Here is a 25570-nt window from a genome sequence, read left to right as displayed (position 1 = left end):
AAATTCGCACACATTGGCTTAAGTGAGCGGCATTACGCTATTGATGGCGCTCCGATTTTTGTTGAGTCAGAAGGTTTCCCAATTGTCATTGCTGTGCGCTCCGGCAGCGGGCAGGGCACGTGGGGGTGTTGCGATAGGCGCTTTCACCGCTTTCGTCACCGGCGCTATCACTGCCACTGCACGTGAACCGGTTTTGAAGCGTGCGACCGCAGACGACAGGCTACTCGCTTGTTGCTCCAGCGAAGCCGAGGCGTTAGCCGATTCTTGAACCAGCGTGGCATTCTGCTGCGTTACGCGATCCATCTCATTCACCGCCACACCAATCTGATCAATACCGCGACTCTGCTCGTCAGAAGCCGATGCAATTTCGCCCATGATGTCAGTCACACGCGTTACAGCACTGACGATCTCCTGCATGGTATCGCCGGCGCTGCTCACCTGTTGTGAGCCTAAATTGACGCGCTGCACGGAGCCTTCAATCAGCAGCTTAATCTCTTTCGCTGCCTGCGCACTGCGCTGCGCCAGGTTACGGACTTCACCCGCCACCACGGCAAAGCCACGTCCCTGTTCTCCAGCGCGTGCTGCCTCAACGGCAGCATTGAGCGCCAGAATATTGGTCTGGAAAGCAATACCGTCGATCACGCTGGTAATGTCGGCAATTTTTTTCGAACTATCGGCAATATCACGCATGGTTTTTACTACGCCATCGACCACATTGCCGCCCTTGTCTGCGGTTTCCGACGCGGTTTTCGCCAACTGCGAGGCCTGACGGGCGTTATCAGCATTCTGTTTGACGGTGGCAGTCAGCTCTTCCATGCTGGCGGCGGTCTCTTCCAGCGAGGCGGCTTGTTGTTCGGTACGCGATGAGAGATCGTTGTTGCCGTTAGCGATCGCGCTGGCACTACCAAAAATGGCATCGGCACTGTCGCGGACATTGTTGATAGTGCTCAACAATGCCTGTTGCATATGGTTAAGGCTCGTGGCGATAGCGGCCATTTCGCTACGGCCTTCAATCTTCAGACTGGCAGAGAGGTCGCCGTCGGCAAAACGTTCCATTTGCTGCTGCACCTGCTTCATCGGAGCCAGCAGAATGCGGCGGACCAGCAGCCATACGACCACCAGCAACTGCACCACAATCACCGCCATCACCACGACCATCACCAGCATATGCTGATAAGTGCTATCGTTATCTGCAGCGCGCGCATTGATCAATTGAACGTTGTCGCCACGCCATTGCTTGTAGGCCGCTTCCAAATCATCCTGCGCCTGCTGTGCATCCAACTCGCCATAGGCGGCGTAGTTGTTGGCTTTCAGGAAGGTCGCAGATTTATTCAGCAGTTGGTAGTAGTTGTTGAATTTACTTTCTATAAGCAGGGCGGAAGCTGCACTTTGCCCCGTAATACGTGGGACACTTTTGTAGCGGTCAAAGTGCTGTTTAGCTTCATCAAGCGATGCACCGGCTGAAACCAGCAGCTTGTTGATGGCAGCGCGTGAAGCTTCATCAGTCTGATTTTTCAGGATACGAATCGCGACGCGGTTGATGATGACGCGCGTTTTCACCAGCGTTTGCCAGCTGTCGGAGAACTCACGTTGTTGATGTGACAGTTGGTTACTGGCGGTGAAATTATGCTGGCCAGCGATCAGGGAAGATAAAAATAGCGAACCGGAGATGGCCTGCATGGCGGTGAATACCAACAGCATCAATATGATGGCAGTCACAATTTTCATTTTCGTCAACATGATTTTCTCTGGGCAAAGTAGGCTGGTAGAGAGGTTATCGGTGTGAAAGCGTATTGCTCCAGTGCCGGAAAAAAATAATTGCAACATGTGATAATGTCGTGCAGGAGAAATGCAGTGAAACCCTTTGATTACGAACAAGACTTTAAGAATATCGATTTTCGACAGCGGCCAGACCTTTATCAGGTGGGACGCGGTGAGCAGGGGGTCTTGATGGTGGAGCCTTATAAGAGCGAAATCCTTCCGTCCTGGCGCTTCCGTACCGTGGAATTAGCCCAAGAATCTTCTGTCCAGATCATGCAGCTGTTTGAGGGCTATCGCGCGCAGGACGACTTTGTCGGCATGGATATGGCGCGCAAGTTTATTCAGATGGGCTATACCCGCGCACGCCGCTACAGCAATCACAAAGGCGGGCGCAAATATGATGCCGAAGGCAAAGAGTTGCCGCGTACCACAGAAAAAGAAAAGGCCGCAGCGGCGGCCATATTCAAATCTTGCTGGGATCGGCTGAGAGCGGATACCGATTATCTGGCGCGCAAACGGGCGCACCAGCAGAAGTACGGCTAAACGCGCGTACCCCATAAATCGTATTCATCGGCGTGTTCAACTTTCACACGCACCACGTCACCGACTTTCACCTGGCGATCGCCATTGAGATAGACGGCACCGTCAATCTCAGGCGCATCGGCCATACTACGGCCAACCGCGCCTTCTTCATCGACTTCATCGATAAGAACCAGCACTTCGCGGCCAATCTTCTCCTGCAAACGTTCGCTAGAGATTTTCTGCTGCAACTGCATGAAGCGGTCAAAGCGCTCTTGCTTCACATCTTCCGGTACTTGATCCGGCAGTTGGTTAGCGGTCGCACCGTCAACCGGGCTGTACTGGAAACAACCTACGCGATCCAGACGTGCTTCCTTCAGGAAGTCGAGCAGCATCTGGAAATCTTCTTCGGTTTCACCTGGGAAGCCGACAATAAAGGTCGAACGCAACGTCAGTTCTGGGCAGATTTCACGCCAGCGCTTGATGCGCTCCAGCGTGCGCTCAACCGCGCCAGGGCGTTTCATTAACTTCAGAATGCGCGGGCTGGCGTGTTGCAGTGGGATATCCAGATACGGCAGGATTTTACCTTCCGCCATCAGTGGAATCACATCATCCACATGTGGGTAGGGATAGACGTAGTGCAGACGTACCCAGACGCCAAGCTTAGCCAACTGCTCGCACAGGCTGACCATGCTGGTTTTTACCGGCGATCCATTCCAGAAACCGGTGCGATGCTTCACATCCACGCCGTAGGCAGAGGTATCTTGCGAAATCACCAGCAACTCTTTCACGCCCGCTTCTACCAGACGTTTGGCTTCATCGAGTACCGAGCCAATGGGACGGCTATCGAGATCGCCACGCATGGATGGAATGATGCAGAAGGTGCAACGGTGGTTACAGCCCTCGGAAATTTTCAGGTAAGCGTAATGGCGCGGTGTTAACTTCACGCCCTGTTCCGGCACCAGGCTGAGGAACGGGTTGTGCTCAGGCTTTGGCACGTAGGTGTGAACGTGTGACAGCACTTGCTCGTAGCTATGAGGGCCGGTGATCTCCAGCACTTTAGGATGCACTTCGCGGATCTGATCCACTTTGGCACCCAGGCAGCCGGTCACGATCACTTTGCCGTTTTCGTTCAGTGCTTCACCAATCGCTTCCAGTGATTCCTGTACGGCGCTATCAATAAATCCGCAGGTGTTAACGATGACGATCTCCGCATCATCGTAGCGTGGCACCACATCGTAACCTTCAGTACGCAGTTCCGTCAGGATGCGTTCAGAGTCGACGAGGTTTTTTGGACAACCGAGTGAGACGAATCCCACGCGCGGCGGATTTTTGACATGGCTCATAAGAATAAGAATTCATCATAATTAGTGTGGATAGGGGGGCGATTGTACAGAGGTTGCTGAAGAAAATGTATAGGGAAGATGAAGCGCGGAGCGTATTCTCCGCGACAACGTTATCCTTCCATATTGGTGCTGTTACGCAACCGATATAAATCCAATGCCTTATCACGGATCACATTCAATTTTGATTCCGCTGCAACCAGCCCCCAAATGGTGCCCTGCTGTTGCTGATAGAAGCTCTCCATGGCTGAAAAATAGTCTTCTTTGTATTTGATCCAGCTGCGTTGGGAGATTTTCATTTTTTGTTTGAATGCTTCACTTTGGCCACTCAACAGTGCTTGATATTGCACGTTGAGCATCTTGTCCCAGGCTTGGGTGGCCTTTTGATAGCAATCAGCGGTTTCCAGTGTGCTATTTGCCTTGTTCTTACAGGTTTGCAGCGTGTCATCAAGGGGTTTGGCAATATCTGCATCGGCGGCAATAGCGTGCCCACTGAGGGCCAGCAGAGAAATAACCAGCAACTTTTTCATACTCATCGCTATCCTTATCTGAGGTGTAGAGGGTGTTGAGTCGCTATTATTATCGACAATTCTACAGTTAGTTTTACTTTCGGGTTGGGTGATCCGAGTTGTGTAATCCAACCCGTTTTGCTTAAATATTTGATTGGTGATTGTAAGTTATTCTCGTCACTGAAGAATTTTAACTCGCGCGGACGGCAGTGTCTCATAGCCTAAGCAGAAGTGGATAATGTGAGAGCAGACAAATGCAAGAGATCGTAAAAGGTTTTCTGAATTTTCAACAGAATGTGTTCCCTGAAAGGAAGGATCTTTTCAAAAGTCTGGCTTCTAACCAGAATCCTAAAGCGTTATTCATTTCCTGTTCAGACAGCCGTCTGGTGCCGGAACTGGTAACGCAGTCGGAACCGGGTCAGCTGTTCGTGATCCGTAACGCCGGTAATATTGTGCCGCCGTTTGGGCCAGAGCCTGGCGGTGTGTCAGCCACGATTGAATATGCCGTGGTGGCACTCGGCGTTTCAGAAATTATTATCTGTGGTCACTCCAACTGTGGCGCGATGAATGCCATTGCGGCGAATGCCGATCTGGAAAGCATGCCCGCTGTCGATCATTGGTTACATTACGCCAACGCGGCAAAAGCCGTGGTGGAAGAGCGTAACTATGAGTCGGTGGAAACGCGCCTGAAAGAGATGGTGAAAGAGAACGTGATTGCCCAACTGCACAATATCAAAACACACCCTTCCGTAGCCGTCGCGCTGCGTAAAGGCAAAGTTCGCCTGCATGGGTGGGTTTATGATATTGAGAGCGGCGGTATTATCGCCCTGACCAAAGGCGGTGAGTCGTTTATTTCACTGTCAGATAATCCAGAAACTTGCTTCGAATAAAGTGTTAGCACGCCTTCTGCGTCAGTCGCAGAAGGCGATATTGATCAGAAATTCACTTTGACCTGAACGCCTGTCACCCAAGCATCTTTGATCTCTTTGTTGGAAAAGGCACCTGGCTCCTTGATGTACTGCACGCTTGGGCGCACTGACAACCAAGGTGTCGCTTGCAGGGTATAGGTCAGCTCAATCAGTTGCTCACCGATATCCAGACTGTTCATGGCGTCCGCCGCCGCAAGCTCGTCTTTGGCACGTAAACCCTCCACCGCATTGTCACGGCTGTGCTGATTATAAACAGCTCGACCATAACCAATGGCAATCGCATCATTTGGGCGTGCAGCAAACGGACCGTTTAATACCAGACCCGCAGAGTACCAATGACGGAAGGTGGACGTTGCCTCATCCGTGGTGGTCGCTTGACCGAACACATGCAGATTTTGACTTCGTAAAGCAGTGGATTGCCAAACGGTCTGATCGGCCAGAATATAGGCACCCCAGCGTTTATTCGCGCGTCGGTCAGGTTTGTCTATGCGCGCCACGTTTGAACTGTCGAAGTAATAACCCAGCTTGTATTGTCCTGGTAAAGCACTGTGCAAGTTGTAGATCAGCTCAACCGGGACGATATAGCCTGTCGTGCCTGGTGCGAATGGCTTGAAGGCACGTGAGGATTCACTATTTTGTTCGGGGTTCACGTTGAACACGGCTGTTTGCAATGCCCAGCTGTCGTTAAAGTTGTATTTAAGCTCGCCACCGAGGTGTGCGTTGGGATAGTTACCCCAGCCGCTGCCACCTGACATCGAGAGCGGGTGAGCGCAAAATCCGGCGTTCATAAAATTGGTCAGGATGGATAAGCCACCAAAGTCATTGCCCATCGCTAGCAGTCCTAACTTGTACTGCAATTGTGGGGTGACTAACCAGTTGGCATAGCTGAATTCGCTCAGGCGGGTATATTCACCGCCATACACTTCCTGAACCGGTAAACGGTTACCCACCAAATCACCTGAGGTGCTGCGACCACGGCGATCGTTGAGGGTGAGCTGTACCGTACCCGCCTGGTCTGCACTAAACAGTCGGTTTAAGTCGAAGGTGGCTCCCAAACGAATTTGTTGAGCATAGCGAGTGCCATAAGACTGGCCTCCGTTGAGCACGCCTGCCGTTTCAGAAACATAATCGCCGCTTAGTGTCACACCTTGCTGAACGAGTGCGCTGCGTGCACCCTCCCAGTCACCGGTAAGCGTATCCTGATGAAAAAAATCACTGGCTTGTGCTGCAGAGAGCGTTGAACCTAACAGCAGCGCCGCAATAAGAGTTTTGACTTTAAAATTGTTGGTTTTCATGGGGAAATTGTGAAAAGTTGATATGCGTTGTTATTGTACCGTTTGGTTCGCGCTATGGGGTTAACATTCTTAAGCGCCATGTTTGTCCTTATATTTCTATTTGCATCATTTCGTAACTTGGGGTTTGGCGACGTTAATTGCACTAATTCGTGTCTTCTATAACCAAAAGCATTCATCAGATCACGCTGCACTCGGTTAAGTGGTAAATTTTTATCTGTGTTATCAGCATGCAATCTACACTTGAGAAGCGTTTACCTCTTATAAGGGCTCACTCATGCGATTTCGACTTTATATTCCAGCCTTAACGCTGGCGATGTTGGCCGTCGGCTGTACTTCTCACGTTGCTGATAAACAACAATTCTCGGGTTTTCTCGGCGATTACAGCCAGTTGAAATCGGCGCAGTCACCGAGCGGTAAACCGACACTGCGCTGGATCTCGCCGGATTATCACAGTGCGGATTACACCAACGTGGTGTTTGAGCCGGTGGTCTATTATCCCGCCGCGCGTCCGAATGAGCGCATCAGCCAGCAGACGCTGGATCAAATTCGTCAATACACTGATAGCCAGTTAAAACAAGCCGTGGCTGCCCGTAAACCGGTGGTCGCGAAGCCAGGTGCGCACACTCTTCGCGTGAGAAGTGCTATCACCGCGGTGACAGCAGAAAATGAGGGTATGCAGTTCTATGAAGTGGTGCCGATTGCTGCGGTTGTCGCCAGCACTATGGCTGCAACAGGGCATCGTACGCAGAACAGCGCGCTGTTCCTGGAAGTGGAAGCGGTCGATGCCCAAACGGGTAAGCCGTTGATCAAAGTGGTGCGTAAAGCGTTTGGCAAGTCATTACCGAACAACAGCGCGCCGATTACCCTCAACGATGTCCGCCCTGGCATCGACGAAATGGTGCGCGATGCCGTCGCGTTCTCTGCACCTTGATTTTGTTGCCCGGCCTCTGCGCCGGGCTTAATGTTTTGTAAATCCTGCACATCCTTTCTTACGGGCTGACTACCCTTAACGGCAGACCGTAAAAAGGAGAATCCCATGCGTTTATTGCCTGCCGCGCTACTGTTGGGTGCGTTGAGTTATTCCTATTCTTCCCTGGCTGCTGATGTGCAAGTTCAGGTATTGCAGGACAAACTCGACCATCCCTGGTCTGTGGCATTTCTACCTGATAATCAAACCCTGCTGATCACCGAACGATCCGGGCAACTGCGCAGCTGGCAGCCGGGCAACGGGTTATCGCAACCGATAACTGGGGTGCCAAAAGTCTGGGCGAATCGACAGGGCGGTTTACTGGATGTGGTATTAGCGCCCGATTTTGCGCAAAGCCGCCGCGTGTGGCTCAGTTACACCACCGCTGATGCCGCAGGGCGTGCGGGTGGCGTAGTAGGCTACGGCCGGTTGAGCGATGATAATCATCAATTAAGCGACTTCAAAGTGGTGCTGGAGCAGACGCCGAAACTCTCCAGCGGCGCCAACATCGGCACTCGGCTGGCGTTTGATCATCAGGGCTACCTCTATATCGCCTTTGGTGACAACTTTGCCAGCAGCAGTGCTCAGCAACTGGATAAGCTTTCCGGCAAAATCGTGCGCCTGACAAAGGATGGTCAAATCCCACCGGATAATCCGTTTGTGCAGCGAAAAGATGCACGTGCAGAGATTTGGTCTTATGGCATGCGTAATCCTCAGGGGTTAGCGCTCAATCCGTGGACGCAGCAAATCTGGGAGAGTGAACACGGCCCGCGCGGCGGCGATGAGGTGAACATTCCAGAGAAAGGGAAAAATTACGGCTGGCCACTGGCGACCTATGGCATTGATTACAGCGGACAGAAAGTCCCGGAATCTCAGGGCACGCAGGTGAACGGCACTGAACAACCGTTGTTCTGGTGGAAAGTGTCACCGGCCATCAGCGGCATGGCGTTTTACAACAGTGCGCGTTTCCCACAGTGGAAAAACTCGCTGTTTATTGGTGCGTTGAAAGAGAAAAGCCTGATTCGCCTGCAGGTCAATGGCGAGAAAGTGGTGGAAGAGCAGCGCTTGCTTCAGGATCGGGGTGAACGCATTCGTGATGTACGACAGGGGCCAGATGGCTATCTGTACGTGCTAACCGATGAAGCCAACGGCAAGCTGTTAAAAGTGGGGCTGACGCAAGACGCCAGCACCCCGCGCGGCTAGTTTAACGTACCCAATTGCAGACTTCCCAACCGCGCTGCTGAGCTTCTTGTTGCAGCAGCGCATCGGGATTAATGACCCAGGCGTGATCGGCATGAGCCAGCAACGGCAGGTCATTCATGGAGTCACTGTAGGCCCAGGTGCGCTCAAATCGTTGATCCTGCTGTAAAGCCTTCCAGTCACTGAGGCGGGTGACCTTGCCTTCACGATAGGTGGCAGTACCATAAATTTGACCGCTGTAGCGTTCGTCCTGCACTTCCACACCAATTGCCAGTGCACCATGTACCCCAAGACGTTGCGCGATAGGAACCGCCAGATGATCGCCGCTGGCGGTAATGATCATTACCGTGTCGCCCCGTTGCTGATGCCAGTCAATACGTTCGCGTGCAGCGGGGAAAACGCGAGGCAAAATGTCGCGATGAATAAAACGCCGCACCCAACCCTCAACGGTCGAGGTCGCCATGCCGGCGAGCGGGGCAAGCGTCGTGCTCATATACTCTTCAATCGACAGGGTGCCGGCGTGATATTTCTCCATCAGTGCTTGTTCTTGAGAGATGAGTGCTTCAGGGGCGAATCCCTGTGATACCAGCCAACGCAGCCATAGGCTGGTGCTATCTTCACATATCAGGGTTTCGTCCAGATCGAAAACGGCTAAGTCCATCATGGTTCTCCTCGGGCTGAGTGGCATCAGGTTAACGGAAATTTGTGACTTGCTTAACCGTTCTGCGAAAAATCGGAATTTCTCGCAATTTTTCATCTTGCGCAACACATCAAAAGTGGCAGCGCATCGGGGTTGGTGCCAGGGTTACTCTAATAAACTCTATAAAACTTTACGGTTGGACGGTTTTGTTCGCAGGCGTTTAGCGTGTAGCTTTTGTTAAGACATGTCTTACCCGCAAGAAAACCATGATTTAACAAGGACAATCTGGTCACGCTCATGAGAAAAAACTCCGTCATTTCCAAATTGCGGCCGCTGGCTGCCACTTCATTATTAGTGCTTTTCCTTCCCGTCACCACTCAGGCTGAACAGGCACCTGATGCACCACAGATTGAGGCCAAAGCTTGGGTGTTAATGGATTACAACAGCGGTAAAGTGCTGGCGGAATCCAATGCCGACCAGCGTCTTGACCCTGCCAGTCTGACCAAAATGATGACCAGCTACGTAGTAGGACAGGCGCTTAAAGCAGGAAAAATTCATAACGATGATCTTGTCACTATCGGACAGGATGCGTGGGCAACCGGAAATCCAAAGCTTCGTGGCTCATCATTGATGTTTCTCAAGCCCGGCGACCGCATTCCCGTTTCTGAGCTGAACAAAGGGGTGGTCATTCAGTCGGGAAATGATGCCTGTATCGCGCTGGCAGATTATGTTGCCGGCAGTCAGGACTCCTTTATCGGGCTAATGAACAACTATGTTAAAGCCTTTGGATTACAAAATACTCACTTTATGACGGTGCACGGTCTGGATGCTGAAGGGCAGTACAGTACCGCACGCGATATGGCCATTATTGGTCAACGTCTGATCCGCGATGTACCCGATGAATATGCTTTGAACAGCGAGAAAGAGTTTACCTTCAACCATATCAAGCAGATGAACCGTAACCGCTTATTGTGGAGCAGTAATCTGAAGGTGGATGGGATTAAAACCGGTCATACCTCGGGTGCCGGTAACAATCTCGTGGCGTCGGCGGTGGAGGGTGATATGCGGTTGATCTCGGTGGTACTGGGCACGCAAACCGACGCGATCCGTTTTCGAGAAAGTGAGAAGTTACTGACGTGGGGTTTCCGTTTTTATGAAACCGTCACGCCCATCAAAGCAGACAAACCTTTTGCACAGCAGCGTGTTTGGTTTGGCGATCGCAGTCAGGTCAATTTGGGCGTCGCACAAGACGCGGCTATCACCGTGCCAAAAGGCCAAATGAAAAACCTTAAGGCGAGTTTCACGCTAAATTCACCGCAACTGGAAGCGCCATTACAGAAAAATCAGGTGGTTGGCACTATCGATTTCCAGTTGGATGGCAAAACGGTGGATCAGCGTCCGCTGGTGGTGATGGAAGATGTACCGGAAGGGGGATTCGTTGGCCGCATCTGGGATTTCATTATGATGAAATTCAACGGCTGGTTTGGGAAGTGGTTTAGTTAGTTTTTGGGCGGCCAATTGGCCGCCCTCAATATTATTCGCGAATCCAGCCTTTCTTAATCGGCATAGCGAACAATGCGCGGTAGACCTGATGGGTGAAGCCCAGCATGCGTTCACCGTACAACTGCCATGCCATTTGCGATGCCAGGCACGCCAGTAGACCCACCAAAAATCCACCCAGCATATCCATCGGCCAGTGCACGCCGAGATAGACGCGCGACCAGGCAATTGCGCTGCCCACGGCCAGCAAAATCACGCCTGACCACAGTCGATGCCAAAAGATAAACGCCAACGCAAAGGTGAAAATAGTGGTGCCGTGGTCGCTGGGATAAGAGTCATCCGCGGCGTGCGCCAGGAACTGGTGCCCAAACCCAATGGCAAACGGACGTGGATGCGGTAACAGTTGCCCTATGCACCACGAGATGCTCAGTGCATAAATCAGAGCCATACCGGTTTTCAACACCAAGGCACGCTGCGATTGCACTTGGTCTCGCGGTCCCCACAGCCAGAGCGCAACAATCAGTAACGGCACTATCGCAATCACATCCTTCGCGATAAAGGTGGCCAAATGGATCATCCACTGCGGTGAATCCGCGGTGGCGTTAATCCATAAAAAGATCGTGTGGTTAAGTGCTTCCATCACGTTTCGTCTTCCTCGTCTTGTTTACCCAAAAAGAAACACCAGCAAAAATCAGCACCTGGCTAAGCCACACCCACCAACCCGCCCACAGGTTGTGTGAGAAGAAGTGGGCGCCGCGCATGACCTGACCATAGCCCATCAGCAAACCGATAGCGATACCCACACACAGCGCCAGCAGGGCGCGGCCAGGACGTTCAGGCCACCATAAGAAAAACAGCGCCATCACGGCAAAACCGCTGGAAGCATGGCCACCGGGAAAACACTGTCCCGGACCGCTGTTAGCCGGTGTGGCATCTAGCAGCGCAAAAGTTGCTGCCTTACCACCAAACATCGCCAGATCCCACGGACATGAATGCGCGCTGTGCGCCTTCAAAATTCCGACCACTAACGGACCCAAGCCAAACAGCAGGGCCACCAGTACTCGGCGGCCATTACGCTTCTGCACACCGCGCAACAGCAGCAGCACGGCACCGATAATGATCACATCTTTGAACAGACGATGATTAATCAGATCCAGCCAGCGGTTGTGTTGCCACGGAAAGGTGTGAGTCAGGGGATCAAACCACACCTGGCTGATAGCGATATCGAGGCTTTCGTTGCGTGACCACAGCAAAAAAATCAGTGCTGAAATTGCCAGTAAAATAAAGTTGATAGCGTAAAAGCGGCCAGACAAACAATACATAGTCGGGCTCTTAATCTCATTGCGGGTTGTTGGAGTGTTTAACTTTGATGAAAGTTGCATGAATGTTTGAAAATAGCGAAATCAGAGGAGTAGGGTCGCAATCTACGCTTAGGAGAACCTTAAGCGGCAGGAACAGCAGGCATAAAAAAACCCGCAAGTCAGAGACTGGCGGGCTCCACAATTTGGGGATTTCAAAGAAAAGCAGTGGCACTTATTCAGACTGCGGCCTAAAAAGAAAGTTCTGAACGCCGTAAAAATATTTTTAAAAAGGCAAAACCGGCCAAATTATCACAATCAGGGTGCCCGCGAGCGTCAGCAAAACGTTAGCAATCGCATAAGTTCCTGCATAGCCCAGTGCCGGAATGCTACTGCGCGCAGTGTCACAAATGATCTCCATTGCCGGCGCACAGGTCCTTGCGCCCATGATCGCACCAAACAGCAGGGCACGGTTCATGCGCAGCACATAGGCGCCAAACAGATAGCAAATCACCACCGGCAACAAACTCACCAGCAGACCGCTCAACAGCATCAAGGCTCCCGCACTGCCAAGACCATGTTGCAGGCCGCTACCGGCACTTAACCCTACACCTGCCATAAACACCATCAGACCAAACTCTTTCAACATGGTCAGCGCACCTTGCGGAATGTAGCCGAAGGTGGGGTGGTTGGCGCGCAAGAAACCGAGCATGATGCCGGCAAACAGCAGACCTGCCGCGTTGCCAATACCAAAACTAAAGTTACTGAACTGGAAGGTGATCATGCCGATCATCAAACCGATGATAAAGAAAGCGCAGAAGGCCAGCAGATCGGTGATTTGACTGTGAATAGCAATAAAGCCGATGCGGTCTGCCAGGCTTTTTACACGACGAGCTTCGCCGCTGACCTGAAGCACATCGCCTTTATTCAGCATAATGCTGTCATCAATCGGCATCTCAATTTGGCTGCGGATCACGCGGTTCAGGAAGCAGCCATGATCGGTGAGTTTGAGATGGCTCAGCCGCTTGTTCACCGCATTATGGTTTTTCACCACAATCTCTTCGGTGACAATGCGCATGTCGAGCAAATCGCGATCAAAGACTTCTTTGCCATTACGGAAGCTGGGATCCAGTCGCGCATGCGCATCGGGATAGCCCACCAGCGAAATCTCGTCACCCAGTTGCAGCATGGCGTCACCATCCGGGCTGGCGAGAATACCGTTGCGGCGCAGACGTTCGATATAGCAGCCAGTCTGGCGATGAATACCCAGTTCACGCAGGTTTTTACCACCACTCCACTCAACCAGCTCCGGGCCCACGCGATAAGCGCGGATCACTGGCAGGAAGACCTTTCGCTGGCTATCAGCATCCAGGCCACGTTCACGGGCAATTTGTTGGGCGCAGGTCGGCAAATCCTGATGTTGCAGGCGGGGCAGATAGCGCGCACCAAAAATCAGACTAACCAGACCAATCAGATAGGTGAGGGCATAACCGAGGCTGAGATTATCCTGCATCATATTCAGCTGGTGGCTGTCACTGATGCTTTGCCTCAGCGTGTCACCGGCGCCAACCAGCACGGGGGTGGATGTCATTGACCCTGCCAGCATGCCCGCCGTTAGACCGATATCCCATCCGAAGACTTTGCCAAGACCTAAAGCAATTAACAGCGCACTGATTACCATGACTATGGCGAGAAAGAAGTAGTTTTTACCGTCGCGGAAGAAAATTGAGAAAAAATTTGGCCCAGCTTCAACACCGACACAAAAAATAAACAGCATAAAGCCGAGGCTCAATGCGTCAGTATTTATCGCGAAGTGCTGCTGACCCAAAATCAATGAAACAACAAGGACACCAATGGAATTACCGAGTTGCACAGAACCCAGGCGTAATTTACCTAAGCACAGCCCCAAGGCTAAGACGACAAATAATAACAGAACGTCATTTCCGCTTAACAATTCTGCGACGTTAATGTTCACGGTTTAACTTCTTCTTTACCTGTAACGAGTTGATGAAAGGGACTTTTTTCGCTATCTTGTGGCAGCCGCAAGCGTCCTTACTGCCAGCAAGGTGGAGACCCTAATGAGGAGCGGCGTCATTCTAATCATAATTAACACCCTCAGCTATCCGCAGTTTTCATTCATTCTGCCAGCAGCTGTTTCTTTTTATTTCCACTTACGCGCATCAGGGCAGTAAACGTTTCAATATTGTTAACGTCAAAGTTGAGGATGGTTATGTTGCAGCGCAATAATCGCTGGCCAGCATCGGTTCTGGGTATGATGCTTTACACGCTGGTGTTTATTTTTGCACATCATTTTTGGGCAGACGCCGCCGAACAAACTGTGCGCGGACAGCCTGAATTATTGCTGTTTTTATTGCCGGGCATGTTAATGGCTCTGATGCAGCCGGATAGCCCGTTGATCGGAACGCTATGGGTTGCCTTAGGCGGCACGCTGCTGGGCATGGCGTGGGTAGGGTTAACGATGCCTCTTATGCACAGTTGGCTCCTGATTGTCGCCTGGAGTTTAAGTGCCTTGTTTTGGGCGGGATGTGGTGCGCTGCTGGTGCGATTGTTAAGGATTATGCTGGCGATGCGCGCCGAATAGCCGCATCAAAAACGGGCCCGCAGGCCCGTTATCATTATGCTTCTACACCCAGATTTTCTTTGGTCCAGGCAGCAAATTCGGTATAACCCCCGATGTGCTGGTCATCCAGGAAAATCTGCGGCACCGTGCTGACAGGTTTGCCTGCACGCGCTTCCAGGTCGGCTTTGGTAATACCGGTGGCCTGAATATCGACGTACTGATAGTTAAAATCGTCGCGCTCGTTGGTCAGCTTAGTGGCTAACTCTTTCGCACGTACGCAGTAAGGGCAGCTTGAACGGCCAAAAATCACTGCAATCATTGCTTCTCTCCTTCCGCTGCTGTTTTGTGACTTGTTTCACATTACAGCGTGAATAATGGCTCATATCATGCCCGCCCATCCTGCTTAATGAAAGTAGTCATTCCCTGTTAATCTAATACCCAATGTCTATATACCGACACGCTTGGTATAAAATCTGACAGAACGCGTTGAACAACAAAGGAAACATTGCATGCGTAATCTGGCGACTCTGCCCAAACCGGTTTTGCTGCTGGAAGTGCTTGGCGTGTTGGCCGTTATCAGTGCACTGCTGCTGGTCAACGATTGGGTCAGCGCCCCGGATTTTATGGCGAAGAAATCACTGGCGACGTGGCTGTTCTTTCTTGGCATAGCACTGATGCTTCCCGCGGCTTGGCTCATGATGTGGCGCACGGCCAAAGCCATGGCACCGCAGTTGTTCAATCAATCAAACAAAAAGAAGTAACCGGAGAGGATTATGACGCCGACCATCGATTTACTGTGCAGCCACCGTTCTATTCGCGCATTCACTGAGCAAGGTATAGAAGATGCTCAGCGCAGCGCGATCATTGCTGCAGCACAAGCGGCTTCAACCTCGAGCTTTTTACAGTGCTCCTCAATTATCCGCATCACTGACCGGGAAACGCGGGAACAGCTGGTAAAACTCACTGGTGGCCAGCCATGGGTGAGTGCAGCCGCTGAATTCTGGGTGTTTTGTGCCGACTTTAATCGTCACCAGCAGATTTGCCCGGATGCGCATCTGGGACGCGCAGAGCAGTTGCTGTTGGGTTGCGTTGACACGGCTTTGATGGCGCAAAACGCAATGGTGGCAGCCGAGTCGTTGGGTCTGGGTGGGGTATTTATTGGCGGCATTCGCAATAGCATTGCGCAGGTCACCGAATTGCTGGCGTTGCCTCAATTTGTATTGCCACTGTTTGGCTTCTGCATGGGGCACCCTGCCTCTGCGCCAGACGTCAAACCCCGTATACCGCAAGCGATGTTAGTGCATGAAAACCGTTATCAGCCTGTCGATAAAAATGTGCTGAAACAGTACGATAATCAAATTACCGCATACTATCAGCAGCGCGATAGTAATCAGCGTTCAGAAACCTGGAGCGAGCTGATTCAGCGCCTGATTATCAAAGAAACACGTCCGTTTATGTTGGATTACCTGCATCAGCAGGGCTGGGCAACGCGTTAAGGACAAGGAACACAGCAATGAAAATGGCCATTCTCACTCGCGATGGGTCACTCTTTTCGTGTAAACGCCTGCGTGACGCCGCGGAAGAGCGTGGTCATCATGTGCAGATCATCGATCCGCTCTCCTGCTATATGAATATCAATTCAGATTCGCCTGCGGTGCACTATCGCGGCGAACCGCTCGGCCATTTTGATGCCATTATTCCGCGTATTGGCACCGCCACGACGTTTTACGGCACGGCGGTGTTACGCCAGTTTGAGATGTTAGGCAGCTATCCATTGAATGAGTCGGTGGCCATTGCTCGGGCGCGTGACAAACTACGATCGCTGCAGCTGCTGGCGCGTGAAGGCATCGACATGCCCATTACGGGTTTTGCCTCCTCGCCCGACGATACGCAGGATTTGATCGCCATGGTAGGTGGTGCGCCGCTGGTGGTGAAGCTGGTAGAAGGCACCCAAGGCATTGGCGTGGTGCTGGCGGAGACGCGCCAGGCGGCTGAAAGCGTGATCGATGCTTTCCGTGGGCTGAATGCACATATCCTGGTACAGGAATTTATTAAAGAAGCCAAAGGGCGCGATATTCGTTGCTTGGTGATTGGCAATGAGGTGGTGGCGTCGATTGAACGGGAAGCGAAAGAGGGCGATTTTCGTTCTAACCTGCATCGCGGCGGTAAAGCGCATGCGGTGACGATTACGGATCAGGAGCGTGACATCGCAGTGAAAGCGGCGTCTACGCTGGGGCTTGAAGTCGCGGGGGTCGATATCTTACGCGCCAACCGAGGGCCGCTGGTGATGGAGGTCAATGCCTCGCCGGGCCTTGAAGGAATCGAAGGTAACACAGGTTTAGATATTGCCACGATGATGATTCAGTGGGTTGAGCAGCATGCATGCCCTGGTTATCGTCTTAAAACCGGTGGTTGACCGCGCTTTTACGCGGTTTTCATGGCATCAATATGACTTTTTCCGTAAGCTAAGGCGCTTATTTCTTCACCCCACAGGATATAACGATGGATTCACTGGTCGTTCCTGACATCGACGTTTTGCGTCGTTGGCTGGATCAACAAAATATCACCTGGTTCGAATGCGATGCCTGCCAGGCACTGCATCTGCCGCATATGCAGAATTTTGACGGGGTGTTTGATGCAAAAATCGACCTGGTGGATGACGTCATCCTCTTCTCCGCACTGGCTGAAGTGAAGCCTACTGCGTTGATTCCTTTGGTAGGCGACTTATCGCAAATTAATGCCAGCTCGCTGACGGTAAAAGCCTTTATGGACATTCAGGATGACAATCTGCCAAAGCTGATTGTCTGCCAGTCATTGAGTACCACCGCAGGTTTAACCTTCGGTCAATTCTCACACTTCATGAAGCAGAGTGAAGAGGGGATTTCTATGGTGATCATGGAAGCGTTTGCTAATAATCTACTGATGATAGGCGAAGAAGAAGAACGACAGCCCAGTTCCAGTAGCCATGCCATGCTGCACTAATCCTTCCCGTCTCGCTAACTGCCGCTTTTTGCGGCAGTTTTCATTTTAGCCCTACCACTTTTTATTCTGCATTTAACCCTTTATTGCCAGATATTAGTCGTGCTTTATGCCGCTTGTGCCAAACCCCATAGCAGAAACATGCATAAGATATCGCTAAAAGGCGTTTTTTACGCTGGGATCTGGCACGAGGGGAGCTGTGGGGCTATTCTTGCGGGGCTGCTTGGGACCTGCAACCCCAGCTGAAGTATAGGTTTTTGCTATTAAACTCCCGCTGAATATTGATTCATTGTGTGTCTGAAATTAAACAGAAGACGCAACGTCAGGATCGCGTGTATGCAGCGTTGTATTGACCCGCTCAGGAGGAAGGAAAACATGATCAACCAACGTAAAAAATGGTTGCCAGGTGTGGTTGCTGGTGTGCTGATGGCTACGGCCGTAAGTGCTCAGGCAGAGGATAAAACGCTGCACGTCTATAACTGGTCAGATTATATTGCGCCAGAGACGGTGCCGAACTTTGAAAAACAGACCGGCATTAAAGTGGTCTACGACGTCTTTGACTCCAACGAAGTGCTGGAAGGCAAGCTGATGGCTGGCTCGACCGGTTACGATGTGGTGGTGCCCTCTTCAAGTTTCCTTGCTCGCCAGTTGCAGTCGGGTGTTTTCCAAGAACTAGATAAGAGCAAACTGCCAAATTATAAAAACCTCGATCCTGACTTGATGGCGAAAGTCGCCCAACACGATCCGGGTAACAAGTTTGCGATTCCTTATCTGTGGGGCACCACGGGCATCGGTTACAACATCGATAAAGTGAAAGCGGCACTGGGTACTGATGCACCGGTTAATAGCTGGGATCTGGTGTTGAAACCAGAAAATCTGGAAAAACTGAAAAGCTGCGGTGTTTCCTTCCTCGATGCGCCGGAAGAGATCTTCGCTACCGTGCTGAATTACCTTGGCAAAGATCCGAACAGTTCTGACGCTAAAGATTACACAGGTGCGGCAACCGATCTGCTGCTGAAGTTGCGTCCAAATATTCGTTACTTCCACTCGTCTCAGTACATCAACGATCTGGCTAACGGCAACATCTGTGTGGCCATCGGCTGGTCTGGTGACATCCTGCAGGCGAAAGATCGCGCGAATAAAGCCAACAATGGCGTGCACTTAGGTTATAGCGTGCCTAAAGAGGGTGCTCTGGCATTCTTTGACATGTTTGCGATTCCAAAAGATGCGAAAAATCTGGATGAAGCCTATCAGTTCCTGAACTACATGATGGATCCTGCCGTCATCGCAAATGTCTCCAACAAAATTAACTATGCGAGCGGTAACAAGGCCTCCCTGCCGCTGGTGAATGCCGATATCCGCAACAATCCAGGTATCTATCCAACCCCGGATGCCATGGCAAAATTGTTTGTGCTGAAAGTCCAGGATCCGAAACTGGATCGTGCGCGTACCCGTGCATGGACTAAAGTAAAAAGTGGTAAGTAATTCGTTATAAACGAATTCATTTACCTGTAGACGACAACAGAGGCGCGGTGATGGCCTCTGTTGTGCCATTTTAGCGGCTGGCTGTGCCGCGCTACACCGCTTAGCGCCGGAGAAATGTTAGTGAACGACGCGATTCCCCGCCCCCCAAATAAAACGGCTAAGGCGTTAACGCCGCTGCTGGAAATTCGCAACCTGACCAAATCTTTTGACGGCCAGCACGCCGTGGATGATGTCAGCCTGACGATTTATAAAGGCGAGATTTTTGCGCTGCTGGGTGCATCCGGCTGCGGTAAATCAACCTTACTGCGTATGCTGGCGGGCTTTGAGCCACCGACCAGTGGGCAGATTGTGCTCGACGGCCAGGATATGTCACACGTGCCGCCGTACCAACGCCCAATCAACATGATGTTTCAGTCATATGCGCTGTTCCCCCACATGACAGTGGAGCAGAACATTGCCTTTGGCCTGAAGCAGGACCGATTGCCGAAAGGTGAAATTAGCAGCCGTGTCGCCGAAATGCTGACGCTGGTGCACATGCAAGAATTTGCCAAACGTAAGCCGCATCAACTGTCTGGCGGACAACGTCAGCGTGTGGCGCTCGCCCGTAGCCTGGCGAAACGACCAAAGCTGCTGCTGCTCGATGAGCCAATGGGCGCGCTGGATAAGAAATTGCGCGACCGCATGCAGCATGAAGTGGTGGATATTCTTGAGCGTGTGGGCGCGACCTGTGTGATGGTCACGCACGATCAGGAAGAGGCCATGACCATGGCGGGGCGCATTGCCATCATGAACCGTGGCAAGTTTGTGCAGATTGGTGAGCCGGAAGAGATTTATGAGCATCCGACCAGCCGTTACAGCGCTGAGTTTATTGGTTCGGTCAACGTGTTTGAAGGCCTACTGCGTGAGCGTGCGGAAGATGGCGTGGTGATTGATGCGCCAGGTTTAGTGCATCCGCTGAAAGTTCAGACCGATGTTTCCATCGTGGATAACGTGCCAGTGCATGTCGCATTACGTCCAGAAAAAGTGATGTTGTGTGAAGAGGTGCCTGCTGATGGTTGCAACTTTGCCGTGGGTGAAGTGGTGCATATCGCCTACCTCGGTGATTTATCTATCTACCATGTACGGTTGCACAGCGGTCAGATGATTAGCGCGCAGTTGCAGAATGCTCATCGTTACCGCAAAGGTGCGCCAACATGGGGCGATGAAGTTCGCCTGTGCTGGGATGCCGACAGCTGTGTGGTTCTGACGGTTTAAGGAGGCGTAATGAGCCAGATTTCTCAACGCAAAGAGCCTGAATTGGTCGGCACGCCGTTACAGCGCTGGGGCACGCGTCTTAAGATGCGTCATGGCCGTAAGCTGGTTATTGCGCTGCCGTACCTGTGGTTAACGCTGCTATTCCTGCTGCCGTTTTTAATTGTGCTGAAGATCAGCTTTGCTGATATTGCACGCGCCATTCCACCTTACACGGATTTGGTCACCTGGGCTGACGATCAGCTCAATCTGGTCTTAAACCTCGGCAACTACATTACGCTGACCGACGACCCGCTATATGCCGAAGCCTATCTGACTTCGCTAAAAGTGGCGGCGATCTCCACCGTGATCTGTTTGCTGATCGGTTATCCGCTGGCGTGGGCAGTAGCACACAGTAAGCCGTCGATGCGGACTATCTTGCTGCTGCTGGTGATTTTACCGTCGTGGACCTCGTTCCTGGTGCGCGTTTATGCCTGGATGGGGTTGCTAAACAACAACGGGATTCTTAACCGCTTCCTGATGTGGTTGGGTGTCATTGATCATCCGCTGGTGATCCTTTACACCAATACCGCGGTGTATATCGGTATCGTTTACTGCTATTTGCCGTTTATGGTGCTGCCAATTTATACCGCACTGACGCGTATCGACTATTCATTGGTGGAAGCGTCATTGGACCTCGGTGCCCGTCCGTTGAAGACCTTTTTCAGCGTGATTGTTCCCCTGACCAAAGGCGGCATTATCGCCGGTTCGATGTTGGTGTTTATCCCGGCAGTGGGTGAGTACGTCATCCCGGAACTGCTTGGAGGCCCTGATAGCATCATGATCGGACGCATCCTGTGGCAGGAGTTCTTTAACAACCGCGACTGGCCCGTCGCTTCTGCGCTGGCAGTCATTATCCTGTTGATTCTGATTCTGCCAATTATCTGGTTCCACAAGCATCAAAACCGTGAATTGGGAGAGAAGGAATGAATCAGTTACCGACCATCCGCTCTCCGTGGCGAACTGCGATTCTGGTATTGTGCTTTATGTTCCTGTACGCGCCGATGTTGCTGCTGGTGGTTTACTCCTTTAACAGCTCGCAGTTAGTGACCGTATGGGAGAGTTTCTCTTTCCACTGGTACAAAGTGCTGTTCCAGGATGATGCCATGCTGGACGCGGTGGGGCTCAGTCTGACCATTGCAGCGCTCTCCGCCACGATGGCGGTGGTACTGGGCACCATGGCGGCGGTGATCATCGTACGTTTTGGGCGTTTCCGTGGTCACAGCGGTTTTGCCTTTATGTTGACCGCTCCGCTGGTGATGCCAGATGTCATCACCGGTTTATCCTTATTGCTGCTGTTTGTGGCCATGGGCAACACCTTTGGCTGGCCAAGCGATCGCGGCATGCTGACGATTTGGTTGGCGCACGTGACCTTCTGTACCGCCTATGTGTCGGTGGTGATCAACTCACGCCTGCGTGAGCTGGACCGCTCCATTGAAGAGGCGGCGATGGATTTGGGTGCGACGCCGGTCAAAGTGTTCTTCGTGATTACGGTACCGATGATCGCACCGGCTATTGTCACCGGTTGGCTGTTGGCCTTTACCCTGTCGCTCGACGATTTGGTGATCTCCAGCTTTGTAACCGGTCCGGGTGCGACCACCTTGCCAATGGCAATCTTTGCCACGGTGCGTCGTGGTGTGAATCCTGAGATCAATGCGTTGGCTTCGCTGATTTTGTTTGTCGTCGGTTTGGTTGGCTTTATCGCCTGGCGCTTTATGGCGCACGAAGAAAAGCAGCGTTTACGCGATATTCAGAAAGCCAGACGTGGCTGAAAGCCGTAACATTTGCCAATATAATAACGGGCCGGTTTCCCCTTCATTCTTCACGTTGTAGGTGCGTTGGCTACCTGTGTTCACCCCAGTCACTTACTTAGGTAAGCTTCTGGGGATTCACACTGTTGCCGCCTTCCTAAAACGTGAATTGATTTGGGGAAAGACCTGCCCGTTTTTTTATGGTTACGGAGTTGAGTGATGTCGGAAACCCTCAAAAATGCGATGGCAAGTTCAACACCTGCACCTGTGGTGGTGGCGGGGATTGCTATCATTGCGACGCGCTGTCTAAGCGTACTGATGCTGGCAAACGAGTTGGGTTTCGAGGAAATAGCTAATTTCGTCCATCGCAGTGCGCAGGCCTGGGACTCCACGCTGATCTTTATCGCGAGCCAACTGATTTTCCTGTTCGAACTCCGTTGTGCTTTCACCTTGATGCGCGGCAGTAATCGTGGGCGCTGGGGTTATGTCACCACGCAGGTGATTGTGCTGATCTATATGTTGATGGCATCGGTGGGTTGGATCTATCCGGAAATCTTTAGCATTTCCGGCGAAACTAACGCGCAAATCGTTCACCATACGCTGTTGCAAAAAGTACCGGATGTCATGGTGCTACTGCTGCTGTTTGTGCCCGCCACCAGCCGCGCTTTTTTCCGTCACCGGTGATACAATCTGCCCCCGATTTTTCTCCCGAATTTGGATACAGGCCTCTCCATGCATTGCGCGCTTTATGATGCCGGTCGCTGTCGCTCATGTCAGTGGCTGGAAAAACCCTATTCGCAACAGCTCAGTGATAAGCAATCGCTGCTTGAGCAGTTGCTGGCGCAGATGCCGGTGGCCGAATTTTTACCGCCCGTCGTCTCAGCACAGCAGGGGTTTCGTAATAAAGCCAAAATGGTGGTGAGCGGTAGTGTGGAGCGCCCCATTTTGGGGATGGTTGCACGTGATGATGAACCTGTTGACCTCTGTGACTGCCCACTTTATCCCGCCAGCTTTATCCCCGTGTTCGAGGTTCTCAAACCCTTTATCGCACGCGCGGGATTGACACCCTACAATGTGGCGCGCAAACGCGGTGAGCTGAAGTTTCTGCTGCTAACAGAGAGCAGCCAGGGCGGTATGATGCTGCGATTTGTGCTGCGATCGACCAGCAAGTTACAACAACTTCGTGCTGCGCTGCCATGGCTGCAACAGCAGTTGCCACAGTTAAAAGTGATCTCTGCCAACATTCAGCCAGTGCATATGGCGATTTTGGAAGGTGAAGAAGAGATTGCACTGACGCCAGAGCAGGCGCTGGCGGAGTGCTTCAACCAGGTGCCACTGTACATTCGCCCGCAGAGTTTCTTCCAGACCAATCCGCAAGTCGCCGCCGATCTCTATGCGACCGCGCGCACATGGGTAGCAGAGCTATCTGTCAGCAGCATGTGGGATCTGTTTTGCGGTGTAGGTGGCTTTGGTTTGCACTGCGCTACACCGGAGATGCAACTAACCGGCATTGAGATCAGTGCAGAAGCGATTGCCTGCGCGCAACAGTCGGCGCAGCAGCTGGGGTTAGATAAGGTCAGTTTCGCTGCGCTGGACTCTACGCAATTTGCCACCTCGCGTGAGCACGTGCCGCAGTTGGTACTGGTCAATCCGCCGCGCCGTGGGATCGGTGCGGAACTCTGTGCCTATCTCAGCCAAATGGCACCGGATTACCTTCTCTATTCCAGTTGCAACCCAAGCAGCATGGCGCAGGATATTGCGCGTCTGGCGGACTACCAGGTCAGCCGGGTACAGCTGTTTGATATGTTCCCGCACACCGCGCATTTTGAAGTGCTGACATTACTGATCAAGAAGGGTGGAACAGCGTAGCCGCAGCCGGGACTGAGGACGTGCAGAACCTGCCAGGTTGTAGGCTACACCGTTCCATAATGCTTACTCGGGGAACCACTTCTGGTTAATCTGTTGCCAGCTACCGTTGGCCTTCAACGCCTCTAACGCACTATTCAGCTCTTTCAACAACGGCTCATTGCCTTTGCGTACCGCGATGCCCAAACCGGTGCCGAAGTATTCGGTATCGGTGATGTGCTCACCCACCGCGCTCAGATCGTCATTGGCTTTCAACCACTGGTTGACGACCGCAGTGTCGCCAAATACGCCGTTCAGGCGGCCGTTTTTAAGATCAAGAATCGCGTTCTGATAGCTGTCGTAAGCGACGGCTATCACTTCGGGATGTTTCTCCAGCAAATACTTCTGGTGCGTCGTGCCGTTTTCGACACCCACACGCTTGCCTTTCAACTGGCTAAAATCAGTAAACTGGCCTTTGTGCGCGATCACAATCGCCGAGTTAGCGTAATAAGGCTGGCTGAAATCGACCTGTTTACTGCGCTCAGCTGTGATATCCATTCCCGAGATCACCGCATCATAACGGCGAAATTTCAGCGACGGGATCAGGCTGTCAAAAGCATTGTTGGTGAAAGTGCACTCGGCCTTCATCTGCTGGCATAACGCCTTGGCCAGATCAATATCAAAGCCTACGATCTGATTGTCGTGGTCAAGAGATTCAAAAGGGGGGTAAGTGGCAGAAGAGGCGAAACGAATCTTTTCAGCCGCATAAACATTCATAGTCAACGTTGCCAATGCAGCCGCAATTATCCATTTTTTCATTATATGACTCCTGTAAACCATGCCAGAGATTAAACGGTTTACACGATGCCAGTTAATGAATTTATATGCAATAAATATGATTAAAAAATTATTGTGCGACGGGGTGAAACTGTAGCGGCGCAATTTATTGCACAGTTTTCTGCAGCATCTCGGCTGCAGAATTGCGCGATAAATCGCGCCGCTACCCCTTAATTGCGGTTTTCGAAAGCCAATGCTCGCTTCTCGATAAAGCGCATCATCAGCGTCAGTAGACCGTTGACCACTAGATAAATCAGACCCGCGGCGGCGTAGACTGAGATATCGTAGGTGCGTCCATACAACAGCTGTCCATGTCCCATCACTTCCATCAACGTAATGGTGTATGCCAGAGAGGTACTTTTGAACACCAATACCACTTCGTTGGAGTAAGAAGAAAGGGCGCGCTTGAAAGCATAAGGCAGCAGAATTCGCAGCGTATCTTTACGGTTCATCCCCAGCGCCGCGCAGGATTGCCACTGGCCGGACGGAATGGCGCGCACTGCGCCATAGAAAAGTTGCGTGGTATAGGCCGCACTGTTCATCGAAAGGGCCAGCAGCGCACAGAGCCAGGGTTGTGATAACAGATGCCACAGCCATGGTACGTTCTGAATGCTTGGGAACTGGCCGGGTCCGTAATAAATCAGGAAGATTTGCACCAGCAAGGGAGTGCCAGTAAACACCGTGATATAGGCTTTGACCACCCAGTTCAAAACCGGGACTTTAAGTGCCAACACGATGGTACAGGCCAGCGCCAGCACCAAAGCCGCGATCAGCGAGGCCACGGTGAGTGTCAGGCTGGTGTGTAATCCTTTTAGCAGTTCGGGTAAGTAATCCAGCATGC

At 51.9% G+C, this 25570-nt stretch carries 27 protein-coding genes; 16 read left to right on the top strand and 11 right to left on the bottom strand.

From position 1 onward, the window contains the following. Nucleotides 1–66: 66 nt before the first annotated feature. Complete coding sequence (locus HA51_RS12240) at nt 67–1740, bottom strand: methyl-accepting chemotaxis protein (protein ID WP_084934768.1); 1674 nt, start codon at nt 1738–1740, stop codon at nt 67–69. Nucleotides 1741–1854: 114 nt separating this feature from the next. Here HA51_RS12240 and HA51_RS12235 point away from each other — a divergent pair, with 114 nt between their 5' ends. After that, on the top strand, nt 1855–2304 hold the full coding sequence (locus HA51_RS12235) for a DUF4385 domain-containing protein (protein WP_084934767.1): 450 nt from the start codon (nt 1855–1857) through the stop codon (nt 2302–2304). On the opposite strand, the gene rimO is transcribed toward HA51_RS12235, so the two are convergent. Together rimO and HA51_RS12225 are read right to left on the bottom strand one after the other, a co-directional pair. After that, on the bottom strand, nt 2301–3626 hold the full coding sequence (rimO, locus tag HA51_RS12230; RefSeq protein ID WP_084934766.1) for a 30S ribosomal protein S12 methylthiotransferase RimO: 1326 nt from the start codon (nt 3624–3626) through the stop codon (nt 2301–2303). The two genes, HA51_RS12235 and rimO, sit on opposite strands and share 4 nt — an antisense overlap. 110 nt (nt 3627–3736) lie before the next feature. Continuing rightward, nucleotides 3737–4159: a lysozyme inhibitor LprI family protein gene (locus HA51_RS12225; protein ID WP_245840204.1), complete on the bottom strand. Its 423-nt coding sequence runs from the start codon at nt 4157–4159 to the stop codon at nt 3737–3739. A gap of 227 nt (nt 4160–4386) precedes the next feature. On the opposite strand from HA51_RS12225, the gene HA51_RS12220 reads away from it, so the two are divergent. Continuing rightward, nucleotides 4387–5022 (top strand): carbonic anhydrase, encoded by a 636-nt coding sequence (locus tag HA51_RS12220; RefSeq protein ID WP_084934765.1) that lies wholly within the window; start codon nt 4387–4389, stop codon nt 5020–5022. Between the two features lie 44 nt (nt 5023–5066). On the opposite strand, the gene HA51_RS12215 is transcribed toward HA51_RS12220, so the two are convergent. Continuing rightward, nucleotides 5067–6356, bottom strand: a complete 1290-nt coding sequence (locus HA51_RS12215) for a carbohydrate porin (protein ID WP_084934764.1) — start codon at nt 6354–6356, stop codon at nt 5067–5069. Nucleotides 6357–6630: 274 nt separating this feature from the next. Here HA51_RS12215 and HA51_RS12210 point away from each other — a divergent pair, with 274 nt between their 5' ends. Further along, the gene (locus tag HA51_RS12210; RefSeq protein WP_084934763.1) at nt 6631–7287 is read left to right on the top strand and encodes a DUF3313 domain-containing protein; all 657 of its coding nucleotides are present in this window, start codon (nt 6631–6633) and stop codon (nt 7285–7287) included. A gap of 105 nt (nt 7288–7392) precedes the next feature. Then, entirely contained in the window at nt 7393–8526 is a 1134-nt protein-coding gene (locus tag HA51_RS12205; protein ID WP_084934762.1) for a PQQ-dependent sugar dehydrogenase, read from the top strand. A 1-nt stretch (nt 8527) separates the two neighbouring features. Here HA51_RS12205 and HA51_RS12200 read toward each other — a convergent pair whose 3' ends face one another. Further along, entirely contained in the window at nt 8528–9184 is a 657-nt protein-coding gene (locus HA51_RS12200) for an HAD family hydrolase (protein WP_084934761.1), read from the bottom strand. 276 nt (nt 9185–9460) lie between these two features. On the opposite strand from HA51_RS12200, the gene HA51_RS12195 reads away from it, so the two are divergent. Beyond that, a complete protein-coding gene (locus HA51_RS12195) occupies nt 9461–10666 on the top strand; it encodes a serine hydrolase (protein ID WP_084934760.1) in 1206 nt (401 codons plus the stop codon). Between the two features lie 31 nt (nt 10667–10697). Here HA51_RS12195 and ybjG read toward each other — a convergent pair whose 3' ends face one another. The 3 genes from ybjG to HA51_RS12180 form a co-directional block, all read right to left on the bottom strand. Beyond that, nucleotides 10698–11303 (bottom strand): undecaprenyl-diphosphate phosphatase, encoded by a 606-nt coding sequence (gene ybjG, locus HA51_RS12190; protein ID WP_084934759.1) that lies wholly within the window; start codon nt 11301–11303, stop codon nt 10698–10700. Next, nucleotides 11290–11985, bottom strand: a complete 696-nt coding sequence (locus HA51_RS12185; RefSeq protein ID WP_245840203.1) for a phosphatase PAP2 family protein — start codon at nt 11983–11985, stop codon at nt 11290–11292. Before HA51_RS12185 ends, ybjG begins: the two co-directional genes overlap by 14 nt. Before the next feature lie 262 nt (nt 11986–12247). Next, nucleotides 12248–13936 (bottom strand): aspartate:alanine antiporter, encoded by a 1689-nt coding sequence (locus HA51_RS12180; RefSeq protein WP_084934757.1) that lies wholly within the window; start codon nt 13934–13936, stop codon nt 12248–12250. 255 nt (nt 13937–14191) lie between these two features. On the opposite strand from HA51_RS12180, the gene ybjM reads away from it, so the two are divergent. Beyond that, the gene (ybjM, locus tag HA51_RS12175) at nt 14192–14563 is read left to right on the top strand and encodes an inner membrane protein YbjM (RefSeq protein ID WP_084934756.1); all 372 of its coding nucleotides are present in this window, start codon (nt 14192–14194) and stop codon (nt 14561–14563) included. A 34-nt stretch (nt 14564–14597) separates the two neighbouring features. Here ybjM and HA51_RS12170 read toward each other — a convergent pair whose 3' ends face one another. Continuing rightward, nucleotides 14598–14861, bottom strand: coding sequence for a GrxA family glutaredoxin (locus HA51_RS12170; RefSeq protein WP_084934755.1), 264 nt, complete (start codon nt 14859–14861; stop codon nt 14598–14600). Nucleotides 14862–15051: 190 nt separating this feature from the next. Between HA51_RS12170 and HA51_RS12165 the strand changes: the two genes are divergently transcribed. From HA51_RS12165 to rlmC, 10 genes are all read left to right on the top strand, one after another. Then, nucleotides 15052–15303, top strand: a complete 252-nt coding sequence (locus HA51_RS12165; protein ID WP_084934754.1) for a DUF1418 family protein — start codon at nt 15052–15054, stop codon at nt 15301–15303. A gap of 12 nt (nt 15304–15315) precedes the next feature. Next, complete coding sequence (nfsA, locus tag HA51_RS12160) at nt 15316–16038, top strand: oxygen-insensitive NADPH nitroreductase (RefSeq protein WP_084934753.1); 723 nt, start codon at nt 15316–15318, stop codon at nt 16036–16038. Nucleotides 16039–16055: 17 nt separating this feature from the next. Then, entirely contained in the window at nt 16056–16958 is a 903-nt protein-coding gene (rimK, locus tag HA51_RS12155) for a 30S ribosomal protein S6--L-glutamate ligase (RefSeq protein ID WP_084934752.1), read from the top strand. Nucleotides 16959–17044: 86 nt separating this feature from the next. Further along, the gene (locus HA51_RS12150) at nt 17045–17524 is read left to right on the top strand and encodes a YbjN domain-containing protein (protein WP_084934751.1); all 480 of its coding nucleotides are present in this window, start codon (nt 17045–17047) and stop codon (nt 17522–17524) included. Nucleotides 17525–17896: 372 nt separating this feature from the next. Beyond that, nucleotides 17897–19006, top strand: coding sequence for a spermidine/putrescine ABC transporter substrate-binding protein PotF (potF, locus tag HA51_RS12145; protein ID WP_084934750.1), 1110 nt, complete (start codon nt 17897–17899; stop codon nt 19004–19006). 120 nt (nt 19007–19126) lie between these two features. Next, nucleotides 19127–20260, top strand: coding sequence for a putrescine ABC transporter ATP-binding subunit PotG (gene potG / locus HA51_RS12140; protein ID WP_158087365.1), 1134 nt, complete (start codon nt 19127–19129; stop codon nt 20258–20260). Nucleotides 20261–20269: 9 nt separating this feature from the next. Further along, nucleotides 20270–21226, top strand: a complete 957-nt coding sequence (gene potH / locus HA51_RS12135) for a putrescine ABC transporter permease PotH (RefSeq protein ID WP_084934748.1) — start codon at nt 20270–20272, stop codon at nt 21224–21226. Further along, the gene (potI, locus tag HA51_RS12130) at nt 21223–22068 is read left to right on the top strand and encodes a putrescine ABC transporter permease PotI (RefSeq protein WP_084934747.1); all 846 of its coding nucleotides are present in this window, start codon (nt 21223–21225) and stop codon (nt 22066–22068) included. The genes potH and potI overlap by 4 nt, the downstream gene beginning before the upstream one ends. Before the next feature lie 198 nt (nt 22069–22266). After that, a complete protein-coding gene (locus tag HA51_RS12120; protein ID WP_084934746.1) occupies nt 22267–22731 on the top strand; it encodes a YbjO family protein in 465 nt (154 codons plus the stop codon). A 48-nt stretch (nt 22732–22779) separates the two neighbouring features. Beyond that, on the top strand, nt 22780–23916 hold the full coding sequence (rlmC, locus tag HA51_RS12115; RefSeq protein WP_084934745.1) for a 23S rRNA (uracil(747)-C(5))-methyltransferase RlmC: 1137 nt from the start codon (nt 22780–22782) through the stop codon (nt 23914–23916). A gap of 63 nt (nt 23917–23979) precedes the next feature. Here the strand turns inward: rlmC and artJ are convergent, their stop codons facing one another. Beyond that, on the bottom strand, nt 23980–24711 hold the full coding sequence (gene artJ / locus HA51_RS12110; RefSeq protein ID WP_084934744.1) for an arginine ABC transporter substrate-binding protein: 732 nt from the start codon (nt 24709–24711) through the stop codon (nt 23980–23982). 188 nt (nt 24712–24899) lie between these two features. Further along, complete coding sequence (gene artM, locus HA51_RS12105; protein WP_084934743.1) at nt 24900–25568, bottom strand: arginine ABC transporter permease ArtM; 669 nt, start codon at nt 25566–25568, stop codon at nt 24900–24902. Between the last annotated feature and the right edge of the window lie 2 nt (nt 25569–25570).

Origin of the sequence: Pantoea rwandensis (genome assembly GCF_002095475.1) — a bacterium.
In the GTDB taxonomy this organism is placed as follows: Bacteria; Pseudomonadota; Gammaproteobacteria; order Enterobacterales; family Enterobacteriaceae; genus Pantoea; species Pantoea rwandensis.
Note: the sequence above shows the minus strand (reverse complement) of the source record. Positions and strands in the feature narration are given on the sequence as shown.